Source organism: Methylosinus sp. sav-2 (genome assembly GCF_004366495.1).
In the GTDB taxonomy this organism is placed as follows: Bacteria; Pseudomonadota; Alphaproteobacteria; order Rhizobiales; family Beijerinckiaceae; genus Methylosinus.
On the sequence record NZ_SOEJ01000013.1, the window covers coordinates 59,340 to 85,853 of the forward strand.

At 66.3% G+C, this 26,514-nt stretch carries 1 protein-coding gene; it reads right to left on the reverse strand.

Annotated elements, in window-relative coordinates; genetic code table 11:
• Entirely contained in the window at positions 1-26,514 is a 26,514-nt protein-coding gene (locus EDE12_RS21945) for a LamG-like jellyroll fold domain-containing protein (RefSeq protein ID WP_036290614.1), read from the reverse strand.

Here is a 26,514-nt window from a genome sequence, read left to right on the forward strand (position 1 = left end):
CTACCAATCGAACCGCCAGCCATCGCCCGCCAGCGCGTGTCCGTCGTGATCGGCGTGATTGCGCTTGTGCTCGGCTTCGAACCACAGCCAATCGTCGAGGTCCGAGCAATGGGGAGCAGGGGCGGGCGGCGGCGGGGGAACGAAAGTGATGGGAACATCGACGCTCGCCACGCCGAAGGCCCCCGCGACGGCGGCCTGCTGGATTTGATTGGCGGTGAGCGCTTGCCCGAAGAAGGCGACCTCGTCGATATGGCCGTCGAAGGACTTGGTGATCTTCAGCTTGGAGAGATCGCTCGCCGCCCCGACATTGGCCTCGTCTGAGCCGCCGATCACAATCGCGGATTCGTTCGTGGTCAGACCGCCGGCATAGGCGTTCGAGCCGACGAGCGCGCCATCGAGATAGAGCTTCATGCCGCCGGCGCCGAAGGTGAAAGCGAGATTGCGCCACGCCCCGGCGGCCACCGTCGTCGACGAGCGGATCGAGTAGACGCCGCTCGGCCCTTCCATTTGCACGACCAGATGATTTCCATCGAGGCCGATCGTCAGCCCGCTGCTCAGGCCGGCGCCGTCCTTGGCGAATAGCGTCTGTTGTCCGAAGGTCGAGCGCGCGTCGAACCAGAAGGTGATCGCGCCATTGGCGACGGCGAAAGCCGGATCATTGGCGACCGCGACATATTCGCGGCTGGAGTCGTGGAAGTCGGCCGACATTCCCGCGCCGAAGGGCGCGATCGTCGTCGATGGGCCGGCGTCGTCACGGTCGGGCTGGCCGTTGGCGTAGAACACGCCGTTCTGCGCAGCGCCGGCGCTGTCCGCGACGGTAGAGCCGGCGCCGTCGAAAGTCCAATAGGCGATCGGCGTCAGCAATTGCTGATCGACTGTCACCTGCACGCCGGACTGCACGAGCAGCTGCGCGCTGCTGTTGTGGTAGACGTCGTAGAGGACATTGCCGATCGTGCGCTGGCCGATATCGCCCCAGGCGCCGGAAAGATGCAGCGGCTGGCCGCCGTCGCCGAGCACGACCAGCTGGCCATTGCCGGCGAGAGACTGGACATCGGCGGCGCTCAGCGTCGCGGGGTTGGCGCCGCCGAGCACATAGGCCGACGTTCCATCGCCGAAGACGAGACGCTCGACGCCTTCCAGCTGATCCGTGCCGTCGATCGTCGGCCCGGCCGCGCCTTCGGCGATCAGCTTTTGCGCGCCCTCCTTCATCAGCCGACGAACGAAGGCTTGATCGACGGAGCCGCTAAATATCGCCACCTCGTCGATGAGCCCGCCGAAGGCGTTGGTCACGCGCTGCTTGGAGAGATCGCCGGAGGCGTCGGAATTGCTCGCATTGGAGCCGCCGATCACAATGGCTTCATGATTGCCGGCGAGGCCGCCGGTGTAGGAATCCTCGCCGACGAGCACGCCATTGAGATAGAGCTTCATCCCGCTTTGGCCGAAAGTGAAGGCGATCTGGTTCCACGAGCCGGCGGAGACGATATTGAGCGTCTCGACGACATGGCCGTCGAGCCTCGCCTCGAGACGCTGCCCGACGAGGCTGATGGTGAGGCCGTCCTCGGCGCGCACGCCGTTCTTCGAGAACAAGGTCTGCGTTCCCGACGTGCCGCTCGCGTCGAACCAGAGCTGGATCGCGCCATTGTCGAGCGCGAAATCGTCGGAATTGGCGACGGCGATATAGCCGCGCGGGTCCTTGTGGAAGGCCGCCGATGTTCCCGCGCCGAAGGGCGCCACGCTCGCGGAAGGCCCAGCGTTGCCGAGATCGGAGGCGAGCTTCGTCACGAAGGTGGCGTTCTGCGGCGCGCCGGCGCTATCCGCCAGCGTGGTAGAGCCGCGCGCCTCATCGAGCGACCAATAGGCGACGCCTTGCGGCAGCGCCGGACGCGTGTCGGCGACTTGAAGCGCGCCGCCGACGAACGACAGCTGATAATCCGAAAGCGCGCCGCTGAGGCCAGAGCCGGCGCTCGCCAGCCGCGGACCGGAGACGACGAGACGGCGGATCTGATCGCCGTTCAGCGCCTGGCCGAACACCGCCACCTCGTCGATGGAGCCGCGGAACGCCTTGGAGATCGTCAGCTTGGAGAGATCGCCGGTCTGGTTCTTGTTCGTTTCGTCCGAGGCGCCGATCACGATCGCCTGGCGATTATTCGCGAGGCCGCCGCTGTAGGAATTGGCGTCGACCAGCGCGCCGTCGATGTAGAGCTTCATGCCGTCGGCGCCGAAGCTGAAGGCGAGCTGACGCCAGCCGCAGCCGATATCGTCGCAGCTCGTCACCGTATAGGACGTCGTCCCCGTCTCGAGCCGCGCATAGACGCGGCCGTCGGCGACGCCGATGGTGAGATCGCCCTCATTATTGCCATAGCCGTTCTTGGCGAACAGCACCTGATCGCCGTGCGCGCCGTCGGCTTCGAACTGGAAGGCGATCGTCCCATTCGCCGAATGCAGCGCGGCGTCGTCGGCGACCGCCACATATTGCCGCGCATCGCCGTGGAAGCTCGCATCTGCGCCGGCATTGTCCGAGCCGTGATGCGACGCGCCGTAGAAGGTCCCGTTCTGCGGTGTTCCGACCGAGTCGGCGACGACGCCATTCGTAACCTTGTCGAAAGACCAATAAGCGGTCGGCTGCACGATCGGCATGGAGACCGTGTCTATGCCATCGCCGCCGTCTATGAGATCGTCGCCGCCGCCGCCGACGAGATAATCGGCGCCGTCGCCGCCGAGAATGACGTCGCTGGCGACGCCGCCGATCAGCGTGTCCTCGCCGAGGCCGCCGAGCAGCGCCGACGGACCCGAGCCGGCCCGAACCGTGTCGTTTCCGTCGCCGGCCTTCACGGTCAGCGGCGCATCGACGCTCGCATCGACAGTCACAATGTCGTTGCCGCCGCCGGTGGCGATGAGGATGGATTTCACATCGGCGGCGGCGAAGGTCTTGATCACATTCTGCCCGATGATCGGCAGGAAGCTCGCATAGACCTCGATCGTCGCGCCATTGGGATCATTGGCGCCACGCGCGCCCTTCTGCATCGCATCCATCACCTGCTGATCGCTCAGCTGGCGGCCATAGATGGAGACCTCGTCTATGTGACCGGAGAAAGGATCGCTGATGGTCAGCTTGGAGAGATTGCCGGAGGTGTTGCGATTGTCGGCGTTGGACGCGCCGATGACGATCGCCTCGTGATTGCCCTGCAATCCACCCGTATAGGCGTTCTCGCCGACGAGCGCGCCATCGAGATAGAGCTTCATGCCGGCTTCGCCGAAGGTGAAGGCGACATTATGCCAATCGCCGCAGGCGACGTCGTCGCAGCCCTCGACGCGATAGACACTCAGCCGCCCGGTCGCATCGGCGCCCTCGAGCTCGGCGAACAGCGTCCCATGATCGACGCCGATCGTCAGCTGGCCGGCGCCGTGGCCGCTCTTGCTCTTCGAGAACAAGACCTGCGTGTCGCCCCAGCCATGATCCTGATCATTGGCGTCGAACCAGAGCTGCACCGCGCCGCTCGCGAGATTGAAGACCGCATCGTCGGCGACGGCGACATATTCCTTCTTGTCGTCGTGGAACTCGATCGAATTGGCCGCGCCGAAAGGCGCGAAAGCGGCGGACGGCCCCGGATCGGCGCGGTCCGGCGCGCGATCCGTATAGAGCGTTCCATTCTGCGGCGTTCCGGCGCTGTCGGCGACGGCGGTTCCGCTGGTCTCGTTGAAGTTCCAATAGGCGACCGGCTCGAGCGGCTTGCGCACGATCACCGTGTCGTCCTGTGGCGTTCCGGCGATGCGCAGCACGCCGTCGAGCAAAGCGACGCCGGTGAGCCGCGCCTCGGTGGTCGCGGTGGCGACGCCGAGATCATCATCGGAAAGATGCGCCGAGATCGTCCAGAAGCCCGGATCGCGATAATTATGCGTCAGCTGGAAGTCGCGCGTTCCCGCGGCATAGGCGAGCGTCTCGGCGGCCGTCCCATCGCCCCAATCGACGATGAGCGTATAGCTGTCCTGCGTTCCCGGATCGGCGAAGACGCCCGTGAGCACGACCGGCTCGCCCGGCAGCACATTGCCGACCTCTGCCGCATTATTGGTGAAGGTCGTGAAGACCGGCGCGACATTTGCCACAGTGACCGCCGCGCTGATCGTCGCCGAGGCGCCATCCTTGTCGGAGAGCGTCAGATCGATGCGATAATCATCGGCCGCGGTTCCCGTCGGATTGTCGTCGAGATAGCGATGCGTCGCCGTGAATGTATGGCTCGCCTCGTCGATCGTCAGCGCAGAGGCGCCGCCGTCGCCCCAGACCACAGCGCCCGAATGCGTGTCGAGGACGCCGGCGTCGGCAAAGCGGCCCAGCAAGGTCACGGTCCCATTCTCGTCGATGGTGAGGCTGGAAGCGAGCGCGCCGCCGATCGTCTGCTTTTGCGCGGCGACGCCGTTCAGCGTGAGATCGGCGATGATCGGCGCCGCATTCGTCACGATGACAGCGGCGGTCGAGACATTGCTCGGCGCCCCGGCGTCGTCGGTCACGATTGCGGAGATCGTGTAGTCGGCGCCCGCGGCCGGATTGTCGAGATAGACATGGGTCGCGGTGAAGGCGCGATTGACCGCATCGACGATAATTGTCGCGCCGGCGCCCGCGCTCGCGGAGCTCGAGCCATCGCCCCAATCGATCGCAACCGTATGGAGGTCGAGCGGCCCCGCATCCGTGTAGACGCCGGAGACGGTGACGGAGGAGCCCTCTTGCGACGCGCTCGGAACCACAGTCAGAACGCCCACGACAGGCGCGACATTATCGACCTTCAACGTCAGAACCGTCGGCGCGCTGGCGCCCTGGTCCTTGTCGACGATATTGGTCGTGATCGTATAGGCGCCGTCCTGAACATAGCGATGAGCGACATCGAAATTGAGCGCCCCGGCGGCGAGATCGACGATCTCGCTCTGCCCATCGCCCCAGGCGACATTCAGCCGGAAGCTGTCGAGCGTTCCCGGATCGACGATGCGGCCGCTGAGGCGCGCGAACGCGTTCTCGGCGATCTCGGCCGACCCCGGCCCCGCGGCCGGCGCGACGACGACATTTTGCAGCGTCGGCGCCACATTGAGCACGGTGACGTTTCTGTCGGCGGCGACATAGGCGCCGTCATTGTCGGTCGCGCCGGTCTTGATCGTATAGGCGCCATTGTCCGCATAGGAATGCGTCGCGACGACATTGCCATTGGCGGCGGCCGCATCGATCAGAATGTGATCCTGCGCGCCATCGCCCCAATTCACATCCCACCATTTGATCTTATCGGCGCCCGGATCGATCGCGGACAGCGACAGGCTATACACGGCGCCCTCATCCGCCGTGGCGGCGCCCGCGACGGTCAGCGTCGGCGGCACCTCATTGATGGTGATCGTCGTATAGGCGTCGGCGACGCCGCCATCCTTGTCGACGATCTGGCCGTGAACGAGCAGCGCGCCGCTCTGCCGCAAATATTGGCCGGGAACCGTCGCCGGCCCCGCGCCCTGCACGAGATCGAAAGTTCCATTATTGTCGAAGTCGTAGCGATAGGTCAGCGACGCCGCGTCCACCGGTGACGGATCGGTCACGCCGGAGAATGTCAATGTCGCGGAGGCGGCGCCTTCGCTCACCGGGCCGCTATTGACGAAGGTGGCGAAGGTGGGCGGCGCATTGTCCACCGTCACGCCGACCGCCTTGGAGATCGTCGTCGGCGTCGCCGAGCCGATCGTCGCATAGCCGACGATCACATGCGGCGCGGAATAGACGCCGCTGTCATTGACGCCGAGCGCCGTCAGCTCGCTCCAGGAGAAGCTCGCCGTCGCGCCGCTCTTGTCGATCGTCCCATCATTATTGATGTCCCAACCATAGGAGAGCGGCGCGCCGGTCGCTTGCGCGGTCAGCGTGAGCGACTGGCCCTCCGCGATGCGATAGGGGCCGCCCGTATCGATATTATTCGCCGTGAGACCGACCGTCACCGCATAGGCGGCGGAGGTCGCTCCGGTCGGAGTCGTATCCTTGTCCACCGCCGTGGCGCGGATCGCGACATTGCCCGGCGCGGCATAGACATGGCTCGCCTGCGTGGCGTCGGCGCCGAATGTCTCGACGGCCGAACCATCGCCCCAATCGACGCGCCATTCGAGAACGCGATCGATCGGCGAAGGATCGGTCGCCGTGAAGCCGATGGTGAAGGGCGCTCCGACCGTCGCCGAATGCGCTCCGGAAACGGCGACCGCCGGCGGCGTGTCGGCGATCTGGATTTTCGAAACGGCCGTGGTGGAGAGACCGTCGGAATTGGTCGCGCGCACCGCGATCGTATAGAGGCCATTGTCGGCGAGGCCGAGATCGACGAGGCGATCCCAGGGAAGCGTCACGCGATAGACGCCGCCGCCGAGAGCCGTTCCGATCACTTCGCCGAACTGTCCGTCGCCGTCTATGTCGAAAGCGACCGGACCGGACAGCGAATTGGTCGAGCCCAGCGCCTGCACATTGGCGGTCAGCGTCACGCCCGAACCTTCCGAGGTCGAATAGCTCGGCGCGGAGAAGGACACGATCGGCGACGACAGAACCGTCAGCCCCTCGAATGTGTCATAGGCGACCGCGCCCTTGCCGGCGAGGCTGATCGAGCCATTGGTCTGCGGGATCGGCAGGCCGGCGACTCCGCCGACGAGTATGGAGGCGTTCGGATCCTGCGGATCGACGATCAGCGTGTCGCCGGGCAGCGCGCCGGGCGCGTCGCCATGCAGCGTCGTCACCGCGTCGGAGGGCAGGTTGGGAAGCGAGACGCGCACAATGTCCGGGTCGGCGTCGCCGGAGACTGTCGTATGCGCCGCGGCGCCCACCTTCTCGATCGTGATCACATCGGAGCCGGCATCGCCGTTGATCGTCGTCGTCGCGCCTGCGCCCGTGTTCTGCACATCGATCGCGTCGGCGTCCGCGCCGCCATGAATGGCGAGCGTGTCGGCCGCCGTCTTGGCGTTGACGACGCGCAGATCGAGACTGTCCGCGCCGGCGCCGAGATCGACGCTGGTCGCGCCGCGATAATCGGCGACGACGACATGGTCGGAGCCTTCACCCGTATTCACCTTGGTCACGCCGACGATCGCCGGCGGCGCGGAGACGAGCGACACAATGTCGTCGCCGACGCCCGTGGTGACGCCGATCGACTCTATATCCGTGTGCTCCGTCGTGAATGCGATCGGCGGCGCCTTGGGCGAGAGATCGACATTGAATGTCGCGAGGCCGCCCTGCTGAGTCGTGGAGCCGAGGCTGCCGACATAGGCGGTGAGCGTGGAGCCGTTCTGCGGTCCGAGGATCAGAGAGGTGGGGGTCAGCAGGCCACGCACGCCGCCGACCGCGTCGCGCACGACTTGGACGAAGCCGAGCGCGCCCGTCTGCTGATCGCGCTGGAACACGGAGATGTCATTGGCTCCGCGCGCCGTCACCAGCACATATTGGCCATCGGCGGTGACGGCGACGTCGGTCGGCGCGTCGAGTCCGCGCACGCCATTGGCGCCATTGCGCAAAGTCTCGACGAAGACGAGCGGCTGCGTCGTGGAGCTCGTGACCTGGAAGACGGAGAGCGTATTGCCGCTCTGGCTCGTCACATAGACGAAGCCGCCGTCCGGGCTCACCGCCACATCGGAAGCGCCGACGAGTCCATTGGTCGCGCCTGCGAGAGTCTGAGAGGCGCCGGTCGTCGCATTCGCCGCAGTGAGGCTGCCGGTCGAAGCGTTCACCGAGTAGGTGAAGCCATTCTGCGCGATCGTTTCCGTCGCGGCGCTGCTCGCGCCGGACTCGGTCGAGATCAAGGTGAGCGCGCCGGTCGTCGTGTTCAGCGAATAGCTGCGCAGGCCGGCCGAACCCGTCGTCGTCAGCACTCGAGTGGCGGCGTCATAGCGCATCGAGTCGTAATAGGAGCCGCCATCCGATTGCGATTTCGCGAAGGAAAGATCGCCCGTCGCCGAGGCGAGCTTGAAGGTCGCGAGCCTGCCGGTCGTCGCGCTCTCGGTGATAACGAAACCGTCGGTTCCGGTCACGAGCACATTGGAGACGCTCGAAAGGCCGGAGACGTTGTTCTGCGCCTCCTTGAACAATTGGCGCTGCGATCCATCGTCGGCGTTCACGACGACGAGCGAGCTGGTCGCGGTGGAGACGCCGAAAATGTGATTGGCGCCCGGATCGGCCGCTATGGCGTCGAAGCCGGTGAGCTGCGCGACGGTCGGCGCGGAGGGGCGCGCAATAGAGAGATATTGGACATTGCCGCCGAGCGACAGCGTATTGCCGGTGAGCGTCGTCGCGCCGGAGGCGTTCACGCCGATCGACGCCGTGAATGTGTGATTATGCGCGCTGCCTTCTGGAACCAGCGTCGCCCACACCTGCCCCGGAGCGAGGCTCGTCAGCGCCTGATCGGCGCCGACGCCATTGGTCTTCAGCGCTTGCGCCGTCGCGCCGTCGAGGCTGAGCATCGGATTGGCGACATTGATCGTCGAGACATTGGCGACGATCAGCAGATCATAGCCCGTATAATCCTGGTTCAGCGCGCCGACGCCCTTGTCGAGCAGCATGACCGCGAGCAGCGCGTCAGAAGGCGCGTGATCGAGCTGCGGCGTCGTCGTGTTGAAGTCGATCGAGGCGGCGTCGAGTCCGGAGACGACGCCATATATGTCCGCGCCGCCCGAAAGGCCGACGATGGTCGGCGTCTGTGGCGCGCCCGCGATATAAGAGTTCGACTGACGCGGGCCGGTGAAATGCTCGACCTTGGGATCGGTCGCCGCAAAGGCCGTCTGGCCGCCATTGCCAGAGACGACAGAGCCGCTCTGGAAAGTGAGCGAAGTGTTGCTCGCGACGATGAAGCGCCCCTCGCCGCCCTTGTCGGCGCTACCGCCGCCGGCGCCGCCCGAGGTCGTGACGGAGGTTTTCAGCGTCGCGCCGCCCGAGGTGAGATCGCTGGCGTAGAGCTTGATCGCGCCGCCGGAGCCGCCGGCGCCATCGCCGCCGTCGCCGCCCGGGCCGCCCGCGCCGCCGGAGCCGCCATTGCCGCCGTGATGGGCGTCGGAATCGTCGCCGCCGCCGCTTCCGCTCGACGTCGGTCCGTAATTCGGATCGGGGTTCTGGCCGACGCCGCCTGTCGCGCCCGCGCCGCCGACCGCCGCGAAGGCGTCGCTATTGCCGACGCGGATCTGACCCTGCGCGACCAGCTGGAAGGCGCCGCCGCCCGCGCCGCCCAAGCCTCCCGCGGCGCCATAGCCGCCGACTCCGCCGCCGCCGCCGCCATCGCCGCCGCCGCCGCCGATGTAATTATCGGTGAGGCCGAGGAAGCCGCTCGTCCAATGGCGGCCATTGCCGCCGCCGCCGCCGCCGCCGCCGCCGCCCGAACCGCCGCCGCCGCCGCCGCCGCCGCCGCCGCCGCCCATGCCGCCGGAAATAGCGACGCCGGTCGCGGAATTGGCTCCCGCGAGACCGTCGCCGCCGGTACCGCCGGTTCCGCCGGTTCCGCCATTCTCGCCATTATAGCCGTCGCCGTCGCGCAGGCGCTCGCCGTTGACGATGTCATAGGCGCCATAGGCGCCGTCGCCGCCCGAGCCGCCGTAGCCGGCATAGCCCTGGCCGCCGCCACCTCCGGCCGAACCATTATATTGATTGCCGACGCCGAGCCCGCCCGCGTCGCCGGAGCCGCCCCAACTGCCGTAATAGCCCCAGCCGCCGTCGCCGCCTATGCCGCCGCCGCGGCCGAAACCATCCCAGGCGCCGCCGCCGCCGCCGCCGCCGCCACCGCCGCCGTAATAGCTCGGAGAGCCATAGCCGCCGCTGCCGCCATGGTTGTCGCCCGTGCCATAGGGACCGCCGACGCCCTGTCCCGCGGAATTTGTTCCCTGGAAGGTGAACTCGGACGGAAGGCTGCCGTTGGAGCCGCCGCCGCCGCCATAGCCGCCGACCGCGCCAGAGCCGGCGCCGCCGGAGCCGCCCGCCGCGCCGCCGCCGGCGCCCGCGGTCTGATTATGCGCCGCGAGATCGAAGGTCACATTGTCGGCGAGCTGCACATTGTTCGCGACATCGAACGACAGCGCATTGGCGCCCGCCGCCGATACTTTCAGTCCGGCGGGCAGGTTGAGATCGCCGGCGAAATTCACCGAGACCATGCCATTGTTCGCGCCCGTGGCGCTCGCATCGGCGGTGATCGAGAAGCCGGACTGGCTATAGCCCAGATACCACCAGCCGCCATTGGTGAAATCGAGCGTGTCGTCGACCGCCGCTCCGCCATTATTGTAATTGACCTCGATCTTACCCGAGCTGATCCAGACCCACTGGCCCCCGTAATAAACCGTCGTGTCGATCGAGAAATCATTCGAGATCGTATAGGTCGGCACGGTCGCCGGCGCGACGGTCGCAGCCGCATTGGGCAGATCGTCCACCGCGACGATATTGTCGACGAGGATCGAGCCGAATGGCGTCGACGCATCCTTCGCGGTCAGCGTCACTCTGTCGAGCCCATAGAAGCTCGCGAGCGAAGTGTCGAAGCGCTGGAAGCCGGCGCCGGCGACGAGGCTGAGCTCGGCGCTCACCGTCTGTCCGCCGAGCGTATGGCCCGTCAGGACGACGACCGCCGTTCCGCTCGCCGCCGTATTGGCGAGCTCCAGCGAATAGAGCGTGAAGCCGTCGCCATTCGGCGTTCCATCGGCGCGCGCCGCCTGCAGCGTCAGCACGTCGCTATTTGCGCGCGCCTGCGCCGCCGGGCTGATGGCGTCCGACCGAATGAAGCCGAGCGCGTTGGAGGTCGACAGTCGGAAGCCGTTCGACGCATAGGCGATGTCGCCCTGGTTCAGCCCGTCGAAATTCAGCGCCTTGTCGTAATTGCGATAAGTGTCGAAATCATTGGCGGGATCGGGCTGGGTCACGACGACGAGGCCCGATTGCAGCGTGATGCGATTATTGTCGATCGTCACATTCACATTGGCGGTGCTGGTGGACACGACATCGAGCGTGTCCGTTCCCATCTTGCCGCCGAGAATGCGCGTCAAATCCGCGCCGGCCGTCGAGATCACCGAGACCGGCGACCCGGAAGGAAGCGCCATGGCCTGAAGGTCGGTGTCGAGCAGAGTCCAAGCGATCGCGACTGTCGAATTGGCCGAATTATCGACGATGAGCTGCTCCACCGTCTTGTCGATGGAAGTGAATTGATTGGCGATCGGCTGCGCCGCGATCTCGACCTGCAGCGTATCCTTGCCCGACTGGCCATCGACGATGGTGCGCGCCGTGCTGACGCTGCGCGCCTCGATCAGATCATCGCCGCCGCCGCCGAACACGCCGACGATGGTCGCCGGAAGAGTCGCCGCATGGACATCGAGCGTGAATGTGTCATTGCCGTCGCCGAGCTTCACATCGACCTCGGCCAGCGAGCGGAACGCGACATCGCCGGCAGTGAGGCCGGAGACAATTCCCTCGCCGACGGCGGCGCCGTCATGGATCACGCCGGTCGTCGTGGCGGCCGGCGTGCCGGAGAGATCGACAGTGAGCTTGTCGGCGTCGCCGGCGCCTGTGACCAGCAGCGGTGCGCTCGTTCCATAGACGATCGCCTCATCATCGCCCGCGCCGAGATTGATCGTCGTCGCCTTGCCCGCGCCGTGAATGAAAATTCGGTCCACCGCGCCATCGGAGTCGACGATGATCGGCGTCGCCGAACCATTGATCGTGACATTGTTCGTCGTCGCGCCGCTGAGCGCTATGGTGGTCGCCGCGACGCCTTCGCACTCGACCGATTGCGCCATTCCGACCGCGGTGATGCGGCTGCGAGTGGCGGAGGCGGCGTCGAGCGTCAGATTGGAGTCGACCGTCGGGCTCACCGAGAAAGCGTCGCCCGCATCGCCGCCGCCGCGCACGAGCACATGGCCGCGAATATTGGCGAGGTTCGGCCCCAGCGTGATGGCGTCGGCGCCGGCGCCCGCATCGACGATCGTATCCGTCGAGCTGGCGGCAATCGAGATGGCGTCGGCGCCGGAGCCGGCCTTAACCGTCACAGTGGCGAAATCGCCATAGGTGACGCCAATGTTCGGATCGACCACCGACTGATCGGTTCCGCCCATGCCGAAGCCGAAAATCTGATTGCCATTGGCGCCGCCGATGACGCCCGCATTGGCCACCGTATCGCCGCTATCGTCGACCAGCAGCGTGTCGGCGCCGGCGCCGCCGTCGAGAATGAGCGTTCCCGCGAGTTTGTTCACCGTCGCGTCGGCGCCCGACACGATGACGGAATCGGCGCCATCGCCGAGGAACAGCGAGGTGATGGTCGCCGCCGCCGTGGAGCGCACCGTCGCCGTGTCGGCGCCCGCGCCGAGATGCAGCGCGAGCGAGCGAAGATCGCTGTAGACGACCTTGCCGGTCATTCCGAAGCCGGCGACCTCGCTGTCGGAGACGGTTCCGGTCACGCCCTGCGCGAAACCGGAATTATCCAAATCCAGCGATGCGAGATTATCGCTCGCGCCCGTCACGGTCAGCGTTCCGACGATCGTCGTGAGATTGCCGCCGGCGTTGCTCGTTGCAATCAGCTCGCCGCTCGCATTGGTCGTCGCGCTCGCGCGGCTGCCGATGAGGATGACATCCTCCGCGCCGCCGGTCGTCACCGTCGTGGGCGCATTGGCCGACACGCCGCGAATGACGATGGTGTCGCGATCGGCGCCGCCGACGACCGACACGGCCGCCGCTGTTATCGCGCCCTCTAGATCGATCAGCGCGCCGACGCCGGAATCGGCGTCGCCGACGTCGCCGGTCAATGTCGCGGTCTTGGCGGCGTTCAGCGTCGCGCCGACGGCCATGACGATATTGTCGCCGGCGGCGAGCGACGCGGCGCCCAATGTCGCGCTCATGAAGGAGGTCGCGCCGAAGATGATGTCCTCGCCGACCGCATTGCTGTCGCGCGTCGCGATGACGATATCGCCTGTCGTCGAGGCGACGGTTCCGATTCCGAGGCCGCCCGCGACATCCGTCGCGACCACATCGCCCGTGGCCGAGGCGATGAAGGAGCCGGCCGCGCGAGCCGCGTCGATGCGCAGCGCATCCGCTTTCGCGCCAATCGATCCGCCGCCGGCGTTGAGGATGAGATTGGGCGCGCTCACATTGACCGCGACGCCGGCGTCGGCGTCGAGAATGGAGCCGGTCGCCGAAAGGCTCACGGTCCCGCCCGTCGAGCTCACCGAGCCGACCTCGAGATCGCCCGTCTCGCTGATGAAGATTCCATCGCGCGCCAACGCGTCGAGGCGCGTCGACGCGGCGCGGATCGGCGAGGCCGATGAGCCGATCGCGCCCTTCGTCGCTGAGAGCGACAGAGTGGTCGCCTCTATGCGGCCATTCGCATTCGCGACGATATCGCCATTCGCGGTCGTGATCGACACCGGACCGAGCGCGTCGAGAATGGCGTCGTTCAGCGTCACCTTGGTGCGCGCGGCGGTCGAGGTGTTGGCGATGGTGACGGCTGTGTGGCCCGGATCGGCCGTCGTGAGCGGCAGGAAGTCCTTCTTATAGGTCACATCGACGACGACGTTCTGCGCGAAATTGGGCGTCGCCGCCAGCGGATTGATGAGCCCGATCCGCACATCGAAATTCGACGCATTCTGAATGAGGACATGATCGAAAGCGGTGAGGAAGGTGATCTTGGGCGAGCCCTTGATCGAATCCTCGCCCGGCGTCGTGCCATAGCCCGCAGGCGTCGGGTCTTGCCCCCAGCTCGGAATTGAGAAGGTCGCCGTGCCGGCGGCGGTGGAAGTGTTGACGATATCCGGCACGATGAAGGCGCCGTTCTGGAATGTGACCGTCCCTATGCCCTGCTGCTTGACGATATTTCCGGCAGCGTCGATGACGAGCTCGGGCGCCGGCGGCCCGGACAGGAACACATCGGCGTTGAAATCGATGGCGCGCTGATAGGCGATTGTCTGCGACGGATGCTCGGCGCCGGTGTCGATGGCCGCGCCATGCGAGCTCGCGTCGACGAAGCCGGACACATTGGGCGAGCCATAGGCTTCGACCGTCAGCGCGCGCGTATGGACGGAGCTGCCGCTCTCGGCCACGACGCGCGTCGTCACATCGAAATCATTCTTCGCATAGCTGTTGGTCGAGGCGCCGAGACCATTGGTCGTGGCGTCGGCGCTCGCGAGGCTGGTGACGGATTCCTGGCGCGCTTTCACATTGACGGAGCCGCCGCCATTCAGCGTGGCGCCGCTATGCAGATCGACCAGCGCATCGGAGGTGGGGCTGGAGGAGCCCGGAGCGGACTCTGGACGGCTCAATGTCGCATGCGCCTCAGAATTGGCGCCGAGCGCGCTCGATTCCGCGACGGCGTCGATCTTCAGATCGAGCGTCGTGACGCGCGCGAGAACGTCGAGCTTGCCGCCGGCGGTCAGCGTCGAGGCGCCGATATCCGTCTTGGTCGCGCCGCCATAGGTCAGATTTCCAGTGACGCGCGTATCCGCGCCGAGTCCGCCGGCCGAGGCGTGCGGCGCGGATTTGCCCGTGCTGGAGGTGCGCGATTCGACCGAGAGATCGCCGCCCGCGGTGAGCTGCGCGTCGCCGCCGATCGTCGTCGTCGTCGCATCGGAAGCGTTCACCGTCGAGGTCGCGCCGATGATGGAGACGATCGCGCCCGCGCCGCCGTCGCCGTCCGCCTTCGCATTATTGGTGGTGTCGGCGAGCACTGTAAGGCCCGTTCCCGCCGCTATATGCGCGCCGGTTCCGACGCTCAGGCTGTTGGCGTTCTTCAGCGTGCTCGTGCTTCCGCCCTCGATGACGGTGACGCCGCCATAATTGCCGGCGTCGCCGGTCGCGAAGGAGGTCGTCGTCGTCACCGACTGCACCGAGGCCGATTGCGTGGCGGCGATATCGGCGCCGTCGTCGATGGTCGTGGTCGTCGTCGGATCGATCTCGAGCTCTATGTCGAGCCCCTGTCCGCTCGCCAGTCCGCCGCCGGCGGCAAAGCCGAGCAGCTTGACGGAAGTCGTCTGCGTTGCTTTGACATCCGTCGTGCGGCTGCGGATGACGGCGCGCTTGCCGACGCCGACCGCCATGACGGGCGCGAATTTCGCATGCGCGATCACCGCGCCGACCGCAATGCCGCCTATGGCGCCGCCGTCGATCTCGAGACTGTTCGCGGTCGTCGTGCTGGTTCCGTGAACATCCACCTCGCCGCCGGCGTAGACGGCCGCATCATCGCCGATGCGCGCGGCGACCGCGCCATTGACGGTGATGAGCGTGACGCCCGCCGCCGCGCCGACAATGGCGCCGCCGCCTATGGCGATGCCCATGGGCTGATTGGCGTCGAAGGGATTGACCGTGACCGTGCGCTGCGCGTCGATTTTCACATCGCCGGCGATCTGCGCCGCAGTGGAGCCGATCTGCGTGAACTTGCCGACGATCGCCTGCGATGTTCCCGCGATGGTGAGCTTGCTCACCGCCGCGCCGAGTCCGGCGACGCCGGACACCGACCAGGCGCCGTCGGCGAGAAAATGATTCACATTGGCGACGGATTTGACGCTGACGTCGTGGAAGCCCGTGACGATCGTCGCATCCGCGAGCGCGGAGGCCTCGATGGTCGAGGAATCGTCATGCGAGGCGCCGGGCGTCGCGCCGAGCATGGCGCGCGCGGAGCTCGTGTCGTCGATGAGCGACACTGCGCCGCCGAGCGACACGAAGCCGCTGACCGCGCCGGCGAAGCCGAGCACATGCGCGTTGGAGTCGAGATTGGCGGAGACGGTGAGCACGCCGGCGCTGGGGTTCAGCCCTGTGATCGTCGTCTGCGGCGCGACGAAGGCCGTCGAATCCGCATCTATGCTCACAATGGCGAGACCGACGCCGAGCGCCGCCGCGCCGCCCGCCACGCCGCCGGCGCGCGCCGTGAGATCGAGCGCCTCACGCGAGATCACATCGAGATTGCCGGTGGTGATGTTCGCATTTTGCAGTATGCCGGCGGTCGTGCCGCTGGTGACGCCGCTCGTCGCCTTGGTCGCCGAATTCACCCTGCCCGCCGGCGTGTTCGCCGACGAAGCGCTCCGCGCCATATTGGCGATCTGCGCATTGCCGGCGGCGAGACGATGCTGCGAGCCCGTGGCGCCGGCCGCGTCTATGTCGATCGCATGGCCCGCCTGCGCGTCCTCATAAGAGGCGGCGAGCTTCACCAGCTGCGGATGCGCGCTGTCGACGATGACGAAATAGACCTCGCCGTCCTTCAGCCCTTTGATCGCATTGCCGCCGCCCGCGTCATAGACGACGGCGTCGCCGGTCTTCAGCCCGCGATCGGCGGTAAGATCGATCGTCTCGGCGGCGCCGTTCACCTTCTGCGCCGGATCGAAGGCGGGCGACGAGGCGTCGCTCGTCTGCATCTGGCCGGACAATGTGCCGACCGTGCTCTCGACGAAAGTGAGCACGGTGGAACTGTCGCTGCTGAGGGCCGAGGAGGAGCCATCCGAGGTCGAATAGCTGTCGGTGAAATTGCCGCCGATCGAATAGACGATGATGCCGCCGCCGAGACCGACGAGGCCGGCGCCGGCGCTGATGGCATTGGCGTTCACGGTCCAGCGCGAGAGCGCGAACACATCCGTGTCGCCCTTTGCGCGCACGCTCGCCGCGCCGATCAACGCTTGCGTGTCATTGCGCAGCACGCCGACATCCACAGAAGCGCCGACGCCAGCGCCGAGGCTGGCGCCGAGCCCGCCGGCGAAAGTGAGAAGATCGAGCTTGTTGGTCGCAGCGACGATGACGCTCTGCGAATTGGCGGCCGTAGCCGCCGTGTTCTGATTGATCTGCGCGCCGTCGCCGATCGTCGCCAGAGTGTCGGAGTCGACGAGCTCGACCGTCACCGCGCCCGCTATGCCGGCATAGGCGCCGACGCCGACGCTGGCGCCGACCGACACGATTTTTTCTGACGTCGCCGCGAGGACGGCGACGCCGCGCGCGGTCTTCTGCGCGAAGCCGCCATTATTCGAATAGGTCCCGTCCGGCGCGTCGGAGATGAATGCGGCGCTATTGGCGTAGGCGTCGACGATCGCATAATCGCCGATGGTCGCCAGCGTCGTCTTCTTGATCGAGGTGACATCGACGGCGCCGGCGCCGCCGCCTGAGCCTATGCCGACGCCGACGGCGCCGCCGATCGCATAAGTCGTCGTGTCATCCTTGGCGGAGACCAGGACATCGCCCGTCGCCGACACGCGCACACGGCCGGAGATGGAGGCGATCGTCGATGTGTCGATGACGATCACCGCCGCTGAGCCGGCGAGGCCGACTTCTCCCGAAGCGGCAATGCCCGCGGCGATGCTGAGAACATCGGTCACTGCATGTGAGACGACGGCGACATCGCCCGCGGCGTTGACGATCGTGTCGTAACTATTGCCGCTCGTCGCGCCCTGGATGAAGGCTTCCGTCGCGCCTTTCAGCACCGGCGCCGCGAAGGCCGGCGTCACCGAGAAGGCGCCCGAGCCGGCGAGGCCGCCGCCGATCGCGAGACCATTATAGGTGCGGCCCGCGGCGACGAGCACATTCTGCCCGGCGCCCGCGCCCGTATCCTCATCCGCATTGATGCGCGCGCCCTGGTCGATATGGGCGAGCGTGTCGATCTGATGCACGGTCACCGAGCCCGCGAGCGCGCCCGATCCCTCGCCGGCGATGGCGACACCGACGCCGGCGCTGGTCAGATCATTGACGCTGACCGCGACGATGATCACGCCCGATTGCGTCGCGACGAGCGGCTTGCGATCACGGTTGTTCGCCAGCGACGGATCGGTGAAATCCTTATTGCTGATCGCCGGGACGCCAGTGCTGTTCAGCGTCTGCGCCACATGGCGGGCGGTCGAGGAGACGCCCGTGTCGAGCAGATCGATCTTCTGGCCGCTCAGCGCGGCGCTCTTATCGGCCGCCAGCGCAAAATGATTGTCGTCGATGCGAATGACGAAATAATGCCCGCCGGTCTGCAACCCGCCGAGCGGCAGCGACTGGCCGGTGTAGATCACCTCCTGGCCGGTGCTGAAGCCGTGCCCCGCGACATTCATCGTATCCGCGGCGTAATCGACGTCCGAAGTGGCGAAATCCTTGGAGACGCCCTGCTGCTGCGCATTGGCCGTCGCGGGCGGCGCGCCGAATTCGCCGGTATTGGCGACTATGCCGCTCTTGCCGGATTTGGCCAGCGCCGTCACCGAGGCGCCCGCGGCGATATAGGCCTCGGTCGTCTTCTTCACATAGCCGACGCCCGCGGCGATGCCGCCGGCGCCCGTCCCCGCGGCGGCGACATTGCCGGAGACTTGATCGAGCGTGGTGTCGTCCTCGGCCGAAACCAGAACATTGCCGTCGGAGCGCACGACGGCGCCGGCGTCAATATGGGCCTTGGCGGTGAGATCGAGCACGGAGACGCCGATGGTCAGGCCGCCCGCTCCCTCGCTGGCGCCCGCGACAGCCGCCGAAACCGAGGTGATCGTCACATCGCCTTGCGCATCGACGATCACATTGTCGCCGCCCTTGGCGGTCGCGCCGGCGCCGACATAGGCCTCGAGGCGGCGCTTCACATAGCCGGCGTCCGCGCCCGCGCCTATGCCGACCTCGCTGCCGGCGATGGCGCCGGCGACGCCGACCAGCGACAAATGTCCGTGCGAGACGATGTCGACATCGTGATCCGAATGCAGCCCCGCGCCCGCCGTAGGCGTCACGCTCGGCGCATCCTCATAGGCGAGCGCGCTCACATCGATATAGGTGAGGGTGAGCGCTCCCGCGCCCGCGCCGTCTCCGGCGAAGGCTCCGCCGACGCCGATGATGACGACGGATTCTCCGGCGTTCGCTTCTATCGAGAGGCCGTGCCGCGACTGGCCGAGCGTATCGGTGAAGGCGTTGCCGGCGCCGCCGGCCGACAACGTCGCGGCGCCGTCGACATAGGCCTTGGTCGTGTCGAGAATGGTGACATTGGTCGCCGCGAGGCCGACGCCCGCGTCGCCGCCGGCGGCGAGCCCGCCGGCGATGGCGACGATATTGGCCGTGTCATCGGCGGTCACGCGCAGATTATTGCGCGCCGAAAGATTGGACGTCGCGCCAATGACGGCCGCTGTGACGGTGTCGTCGATGACATTGATCGACAGCGAGCCGGCGAAGGAGACATTGTCGCCGCCGGCGCCGCCGAGGGTGAGCGAATGGATGGCCGCCGTCTCTTCGGCCTCGATGATGGCGTCGCCATTCGAGTCGATAGTGGAGCCGTCCACCTTAGCCGTCACCTGATTGGCGATGTAATTGGCGCCGATCGCCGCGCCGACGGCGCTTCCCGAGCTGGAAATGGCGACGCCGCCGGTCAGAGCATTGATCGTCGATTCGTCGCTCGCGCGCAGATTCACCGAGCCGCCCGAGCCCGTCGTCGTGCGCAGCGTCGAGCCATTGGAGACGATCGCCTCGATCGTATTATAAACGCCATTGACCGAAAGGCTCGCGCCGACCGTTGCGCCATTGCCTTTGGAGCCGCCCACGGCGACGGCGGCGATCTTGCCGGCGACAGAGATCGGCCCGTCCTGCGTTGAATGCGCGGTCAAGCTGATCCCGCCCGCTCCCGCGGTGATGGAGGAATCATCGACCGTGGCGCGCACTTGCAATGCGATCTGATTCCAGCCGAGGCCGACGCCATAGGCCTGGCCCTGCGATCCGACGCCGAGCGCGCCGGCGACCGCATAAATGACCGAATTGTCCTTGGCTTCGAGAGAGACGCCCGAGGCGATCACATCGGCGTTCTGGATCGTCGCGAGAATCTGCGAGGAATTGTCGCGGGTGAAGATTTTCTGATCGGTCGAGATGACATTTATGCCGAGCGTGAACGCCACGGCCTTGCTGTCGACGCCGCCGCCGGTCGCAATGCCGAGCGACACCGCGAAAGCCCATAATTTCTGATCGTCGACAGCGAGAATCGAAAGATTATCGCCGAGGGTCATCGAGCTGCGACGCTTCTCGCCGAGCAGGCCGGCGACCGTGCTGGCGCTGAGCTGATTGAAACCGAGCGAAGCGCCGACGCCCTTTGCGCCCGCCGTATAGCTGGCGCCGCCGCCGATGGCGACGAGCTGCGCCTCGTCGCGCGCCGTGAGCGCCGCATCGCCATTGGCGCTGAGCTTTGCGCCGTCGATCGTCGCCTTTGTGGTGTCGACGATGCGATTGACCGAGACCGAGCCGGCGAAAGCGTCGCCCTGCTCATTCGTATTGGCGGAGACGGCGGCCGAGAAGCTGGCCAGCGTGCCGCCGCGCGTCGCCTTCAGCGAGATTTCATCGCGCGTCGAGAGCGCCGCCGCATGGCTCGCGATGATGAGCCCATTGGCGTCCGGCGAGCCGGAGACGGCGAGCCGATCGGCGATGAAGGCTTCCGTATCCGCGGTGAGCTGATTGAGCGCGAAGGCGCCGCCGATCGTCGTTCCGCCGCCGAGTCCCGTGCCGGCGTTGACCGAAACCGCGACGCCGCCGACGATGGCGACGATCGTCTGAGTGTTATCGGCGGTGAGCGACAAAGTTCCGACCGACATGGCGCCGCGCGCATTGATGTAGGCGAGATCGGTGTCGCGAATGAAATTGATTCCGGCGCTGCCGGCGACGCCATAGCCGCTCTTGGGCTTAGGCGCTTCCTCGAAAAGCGCGGGAAGCGAAATGCCGTCGAGCGGATCATTCGCCGAGGAGCCGAGGTTCTGCGGCGCGCCCTGCGGGCCGGTCAGCACCGTCGCCGTGCCCACGACGCCGACGACGACGCCGGTCGTCGTGGCCGACAGAGACGTGTCGCCGACATTCATCGACACGGCGCCGGCCGGCGTCGCATTCGGATCGCCGCCATTGCTCGGATCGGCGCCGATGAAACTATAGACTTTGCGCTCGACATCATTGACGAGCGCCGACATGCCGAGCCCATTCGAGCCCTTGCCGGCGACGATGATCGTGCCTGCGATCTCCACCTCGGTCCCGCCGGTCGTCGCCGAGATGTCGACAGCGCCGCCGCCCGTGACTGTCGGCCCGAAGCTCGCCGTGGCGACGAGCCCGGCCTCGACGTCGCTGCGCTGGCGCAAGGCGAGCCCGCTGCCGGCGAAAGCGAATTGGCCGCCGTCATCGGTCTTGCCGCCCGATTGCGCGATGGCGAGGCGGAAAATATCCTCGGTCGCATGAATGGTCAGCGCGCCGCTCGCGCCGATGCCGACCTTGGCATCGCCTTCGATGCGCGCATAGACGGTGTTCTCTATGGCGTCGACGAGGATGGAGCCGCCGATCGCCTTGGAGCCGGAGCGGCCGAAGACATCGACCACATCGCCGCCGCGCAGCAGCTCGCCGGCTTTCTTTTTCTCATATTTCGCCTTGCCGAACGGACTCTCGCTCAGCGACCATTTGCCGATGCCCGCCATTTCGGCGAATTGCATCATCACATCGGCCGTGACAGTGACCGATTGCGTCGCGGATGGATTGAATGTCGCGGAAGGCGGCGCCTGATTGATGCGGGCGCCCGACTGAATGACCGCCGTGCTGTGATCGATATAGGCGTTGACGGCGATGGAGCCGGAGACGGAGGTCGCCTGCGTGTCCTGGGCCTTGGCGCGCGCCATCACCCAAGTGTTCATGAATTTCGAGCTGACGCCGAAAGTGCCGTCCAGAAGATCGGTCAATCCGCTGACGCCGCGCGTGACGATGTCTTGCGGAATGCCGAGAACGAGATCGAGCGGATTGATGAGGAAGGGATAGGAGAGCGAGGATGCGACCTTCACCGTCTCGCCGGCGTCGACGATGGTGTTTTCGGCGATCGTCGCATTGGCGTCATTGAGATAGACGCCGACCGCAAAGGAGAGATCGACCGCTGTAGCGGTCGTCGACTTCGTCTTCGACTTCGAGACGTCGGACTGCGAGATGAGCTGCGTGCGCTGCGTGCTGGTCGCCAGCACGTCGACATTGTGATCGGTCTGCAGCGTCGTCGGCTTGGCGGCGGTCGCATTCTTGCCGATCGTCGCCTCGACGTCATTGATCACCACATTGACGGCGATGGCGCCGCCGGCGCTCAGCCCGTCATTGGTGATGTCCTTGGTGACGTCCTTTCCGGTGGTCGGATCGGTGACAGTCTGCTTGCCGCTGGTCGCCGACGCCTGGCCGAATATGGTCGCGAGCGCAATGTCGGGCTTTGTGAAAATGTCTTTATATTTCGTCGGATTGAATTTGCTGCCGACTTCCGGCTTGGCCTTGCTGCGCGTCTGCGAATCGAGGATCGCCTGAACGCCTATGCCATCCGTATTCGTGCTCGCAGCGAACGTGTGATTGGCGCCCTTGCCGTCGCTGGTGAGATTGATCGCCTTGACCGCAGAGACCTCGCTCGCATCCTCGACGAGGCGGATGTGATTGTCGTCGACCTTGACGACATAATATTGCTCGCCTGCGGTGAGGCCGCGGACTTCGCGGTCGCCGGCGGTGAGATCATGCACATTGCCGCGCGAGGCCTGATAGACGCGGTCTTCGGCGATAACATGCAGCGAGGCCGCGCCTGGATCGGACAAAGTGACGAGCGCGCCTGTCGTCGCGTCGCGCAGCTCGAAGGAATTGGCGTCGACGACGACGAGCTTATACTGATGATCGCTCTGCAATCCGCCGATGGCGGAAGCGCCGAGCGCCTCGAGCGAGGCGTAATCGACGAGCAGCGGAGCGGCCGCGGTCGCGGTGAATCCGTGGTTCTGAAGGTAGATGCGATTGGTCGCCGTGTCGACGCGCGCCAGCGTCACGCTCGCCGTCGTCTGCGTCGCGGCGTTGGAGAAGCTGTGCGTCCCGAGCGCGCTTCCCTGCGCCACAGAGAAGACGACGCCATTCGAGTCTTTGAGCTGGAACAGATCGTCGCTGATCTTCTGCACCGTATAGACGGCGCCGCTGGTGAGATTCGCGATCGGCGTGTTTCCGCCGGCGTCATAAGTGACCTGATCGCCGGTCGAAAAGCCGTGTCCCGTGATGTGAAACGTCTTCGCCGTCGCGTCGATCGCATCGAGCTCGAAGGCGCGCGACAGCGTCGTCGATTTGGTCGGATCGACAGCATAGATGACGGCGTCGCCGCTCTTGAAACCATGATTGGCGATCGTGATCGTGTCGAGCGCGCCGTCGACCGCCGTGGCGGGATCGAAGCTCGCGACGGAACCGATATAGGCGAGCGCATGTGTAGCCGCCGAGCCGGGATCGGTCAGCGTGATGCGCGCATCGGTCTGCGCGTCGCGCAGCTCGAATGTGTCGGCGTCGGTGGCGACCAATTTATACGGATGCGCCGCCTGCACGCCGCCGAGCGTCACATCGTCCTCGGAAAGCGAATCATAGGTCACATCGATCGGCGTTCCGATCGCGAAGCCGTGATCTTTGACGTGAATGCGGCCATTGGCGTCCACGCTGGCGAGATCGACCTCGGCCTTCTTATTGTCTGACGCGCGCGTGAAGCTCTGCGTTCCGAGCGCCGAGCCCTGCGCGATCTGAATGACAGCGCCGGAGGCGTCCTTCAGGCGGAAGGTCGCGTCGTCGATTCTGTCGACCGTATAGACGGCCTTGTCGGCGAGGCCCGTTATCGTCGTATTGCCGGCGGCGTCATAAGCGACCAGATCGCCGGTCTCGAATCCATGGGCGGCGATATGGATCGTGTCCGCGCTCGCATCGATCGCGTCTATGTCGAACAATTTGGATTTGACGACGTTCAGCGTCTGCGTCGCGGTCGGATCGACGCCCGAAGGATCGAGATCGATCGACGGCTCCTTGGCGAGCTGAATATGATCCTGATCGAGGACGATGACGTAATAGCTCTTGCCCTTGTCGAGCCCGCCGACCGAGTCGCTCTGCTCGCCCTGCACAGCGAGCACGGTGGAGCCGGCGACGGATGTGTTGACGAGATAAGGCGTGTAGACGACGGCCTGGCCGTTGGCGAAGCCGTGACTTGGCAGGGTAATGATGTCGGTGGTGGGATCGACGCCGCCGATCGGATCGAATGCCTTGGTGTCCGCGCTGTCGCCGGCGACCGTGCCCGCGGCCTTGATCGTTCCGTCGAGCGACGCCTTCACCGTGCCGAATTCGAAGGCGAGCGCCACGCCGACGCCGGCGCGGCCGTCGATCGGGCTGATCGTGCTGGCGTCTGGCGTCGTCTTGGTCGCGCCATTGGCGATGACATTGACATTCCCGCCGCGCGAGGTGATCGAAGCGTCGAGGCCGACCGTCGCGAGAGCGGTGAGATCCGTATGCGCGATCGCGATGGCGATGGACGAGGCGGTGGGATTGACCGTGCTGTCTAGATTGGACGAGGCGCGGGCGACCGTCTTGGTGGAGGTCGAGCCCTTCGCCGAGATGGTGACGCTGCCGCTGGCGTCGATGACGGTCGAGCCGCCGACATTCGCCTCGACGTCGCTCTGCGCGAGGCCATAGCCGCCCGCGAATTCGAGACCCGTATATTTTGCGAGGCCGCCGCTGCCGAGCGCCGAGGCGATCGCGAACACCTGCGTGTCGACCTTGGTTTCCGCCTTGATATCGACCGTTCCCTCGGCCTCGATCGTCGCATCGTCGACATTGATCTTGGCGTCGGCGCCACGCAGGATCACCGAGAGATCGATGCCCGTCGCGGCGCTGAGCAGCACGCCCGGTATCTGCCCCAGCAGGCTCGTCAGCGTGCCGGTGAAGCCAGCGGCGGCGGCCGGCGCGTCGCTGTTGAGGTTGATGTCCTTGGCGGTGGCGTTCACCTTGATCGAGCCGCCGCGCAGGACCGCGCCCTGAATGTCGATCGCGGCGTCCTTGGCCGTGAAATCGCCCGGCCAGCTGACGAGGCGCGTGGCGACATCGGAGGTCGCGAGCGAGATCTTGCCGGCCTTGTGGCCGTTGGCGGTGTCGGCCGCGGCGAGCAATTGCGCATTGGGTCCGAGCGCGATGCGCGCGCCGCCCGCGAGACTCGTCGTGCCATCGGAGTTGGTCTTCTGATGACCGAACAGGATTTCGCCGGCGTTGCCGCCGGCGAGCTCCGTCGAGACGATCGCAGAGCTCGCGACATTGCGCAGCGTCATCGTCACCGAGCCGCCGCCGCTCGGCGCGAAGGTCAGTGCGTCGCCGACGCTGTATCCCGTCCCCGCAGAGCTGAGCCGCGCCGTCGCGACGCCATCCGCATCGACGACGATGGTGGCCTCGGCGCCCGTTCCGGTGCCGCCAGTCGCGGCCACATGGGTATAGGTTCCGCCGGCGGTCCAGGAGCCGCTGGAGCCGGTCTGCTCGGCGACCGTGCCGACATAGATGGTGTCGGCCTCGAGAGTGAGCGCGCCGCCATGGAGCGCAATATCGCCAGAGACGCTGATGACGCTCTTATGCGTCAGATGATTGTCGCCGGGGAGGAGGCCGCCCTCGTCGAAGGGGTCGTAACCGGAAAGCAGCGTGCTCACCGACAGCGCCGCATGGAATGTGCTGTCGAGCGAGGCGATGTCGACGCTGTCCGATCCAGAGCCGCCGGTCACGGTGAGCGAGTGGGTCGGCGCGCTGAAAGTCTGGCTCTCGAACTTGCCGTTGAGGCTTTGGAGCGTCATGACGCCGTCGGTCGCGGTTCCCGCATCCGTCAGCCGCGCCTGCACGCCGCTCGAATTGCCCGAGAGCGTTCCGAGATCGAAGGAGGCATCGGCCACCACGCCATTGATCGTGACCGGCTCGAGGCCGTGATAGGTCACGAGTCCGCCGTCATAGGCGATGGCGCCGCTGTCCGGGCCGGTCGCCGTCGACACGAGGCTCTGCGCGACGCCGACGTCGAGGACCAGAGTGTCGAAGCCGCCGGCTCCGCCGTCCACCACGCCGGCGAGACGGCCGCTCGTCGAGAAGGAGAAAGTGTCGTTATTGTCGGCGGCGCCGGTGAGATTGGCGAAGCCGCTGAAGACGAAAGCGCCGACAGAGCCCGCGCCCGCGCCCTCGACGCGCCAGTCGGTGTCCGTCACGGCGCCGATCAGCGTGTCCGCGCCGCCGCCGACGAGATTTTGGACATCCGTGAAGCTCACATTGGCGGGGCCGCTGATCGCGCCCGAGCCGTCCTCGTGAAGCGTCCAGGTCGCTGCGTCGCTGGAGCCCCAGATCAGCGTATCGGCGCCGTCGCCGCCGGCGAAGGCGAAATTCGGCAATTGGCGGCCGGCGAATGACACCGCGTCTATGGTGAGCTTGTCCGCGCCCGCGCCGCCGACGATGGAAATCTGCTCGAGGCCTGCGAGATCGGCGCTCGCGAGAATTGTCGAATTGTTGCGGTCGACGATTTCGACCTTGGGACCCGCTGCGGACCCGGCCGCCGATGGGGCTTGCGTCGCCGCGCCGGTCTGCGTGGTCCCGGCGGGATCGACGAGCTGCACGACGACGTCATGGGCCTGCTGTTGCGGGGCCGCCGCCGCCAGATTCACGGCGAGGACGTCGGCGTTCAACAGAACGCGCGGCTCGAGCGTGTCGAAGACGATTTTCGCCCGCCGGCTCGACGGCGGGGGAACGAGAGCCGTCGTGCTCTCCAGCTGCGATTTTCTGCTGGCGGAAGCTTGCGGCCGAAGCAGCCGAAGGAACAT

Excerpts from the sequence above, each read along its gene's own strand:
- EDE12_RS21945 (WP_036290614.1), bottom strand. The coding sequence starts at position 26,514 with ATGTTCCTTCGGCTGCTTCGGCCGCAAGCTTCCGCCAGCAGAAAATCG.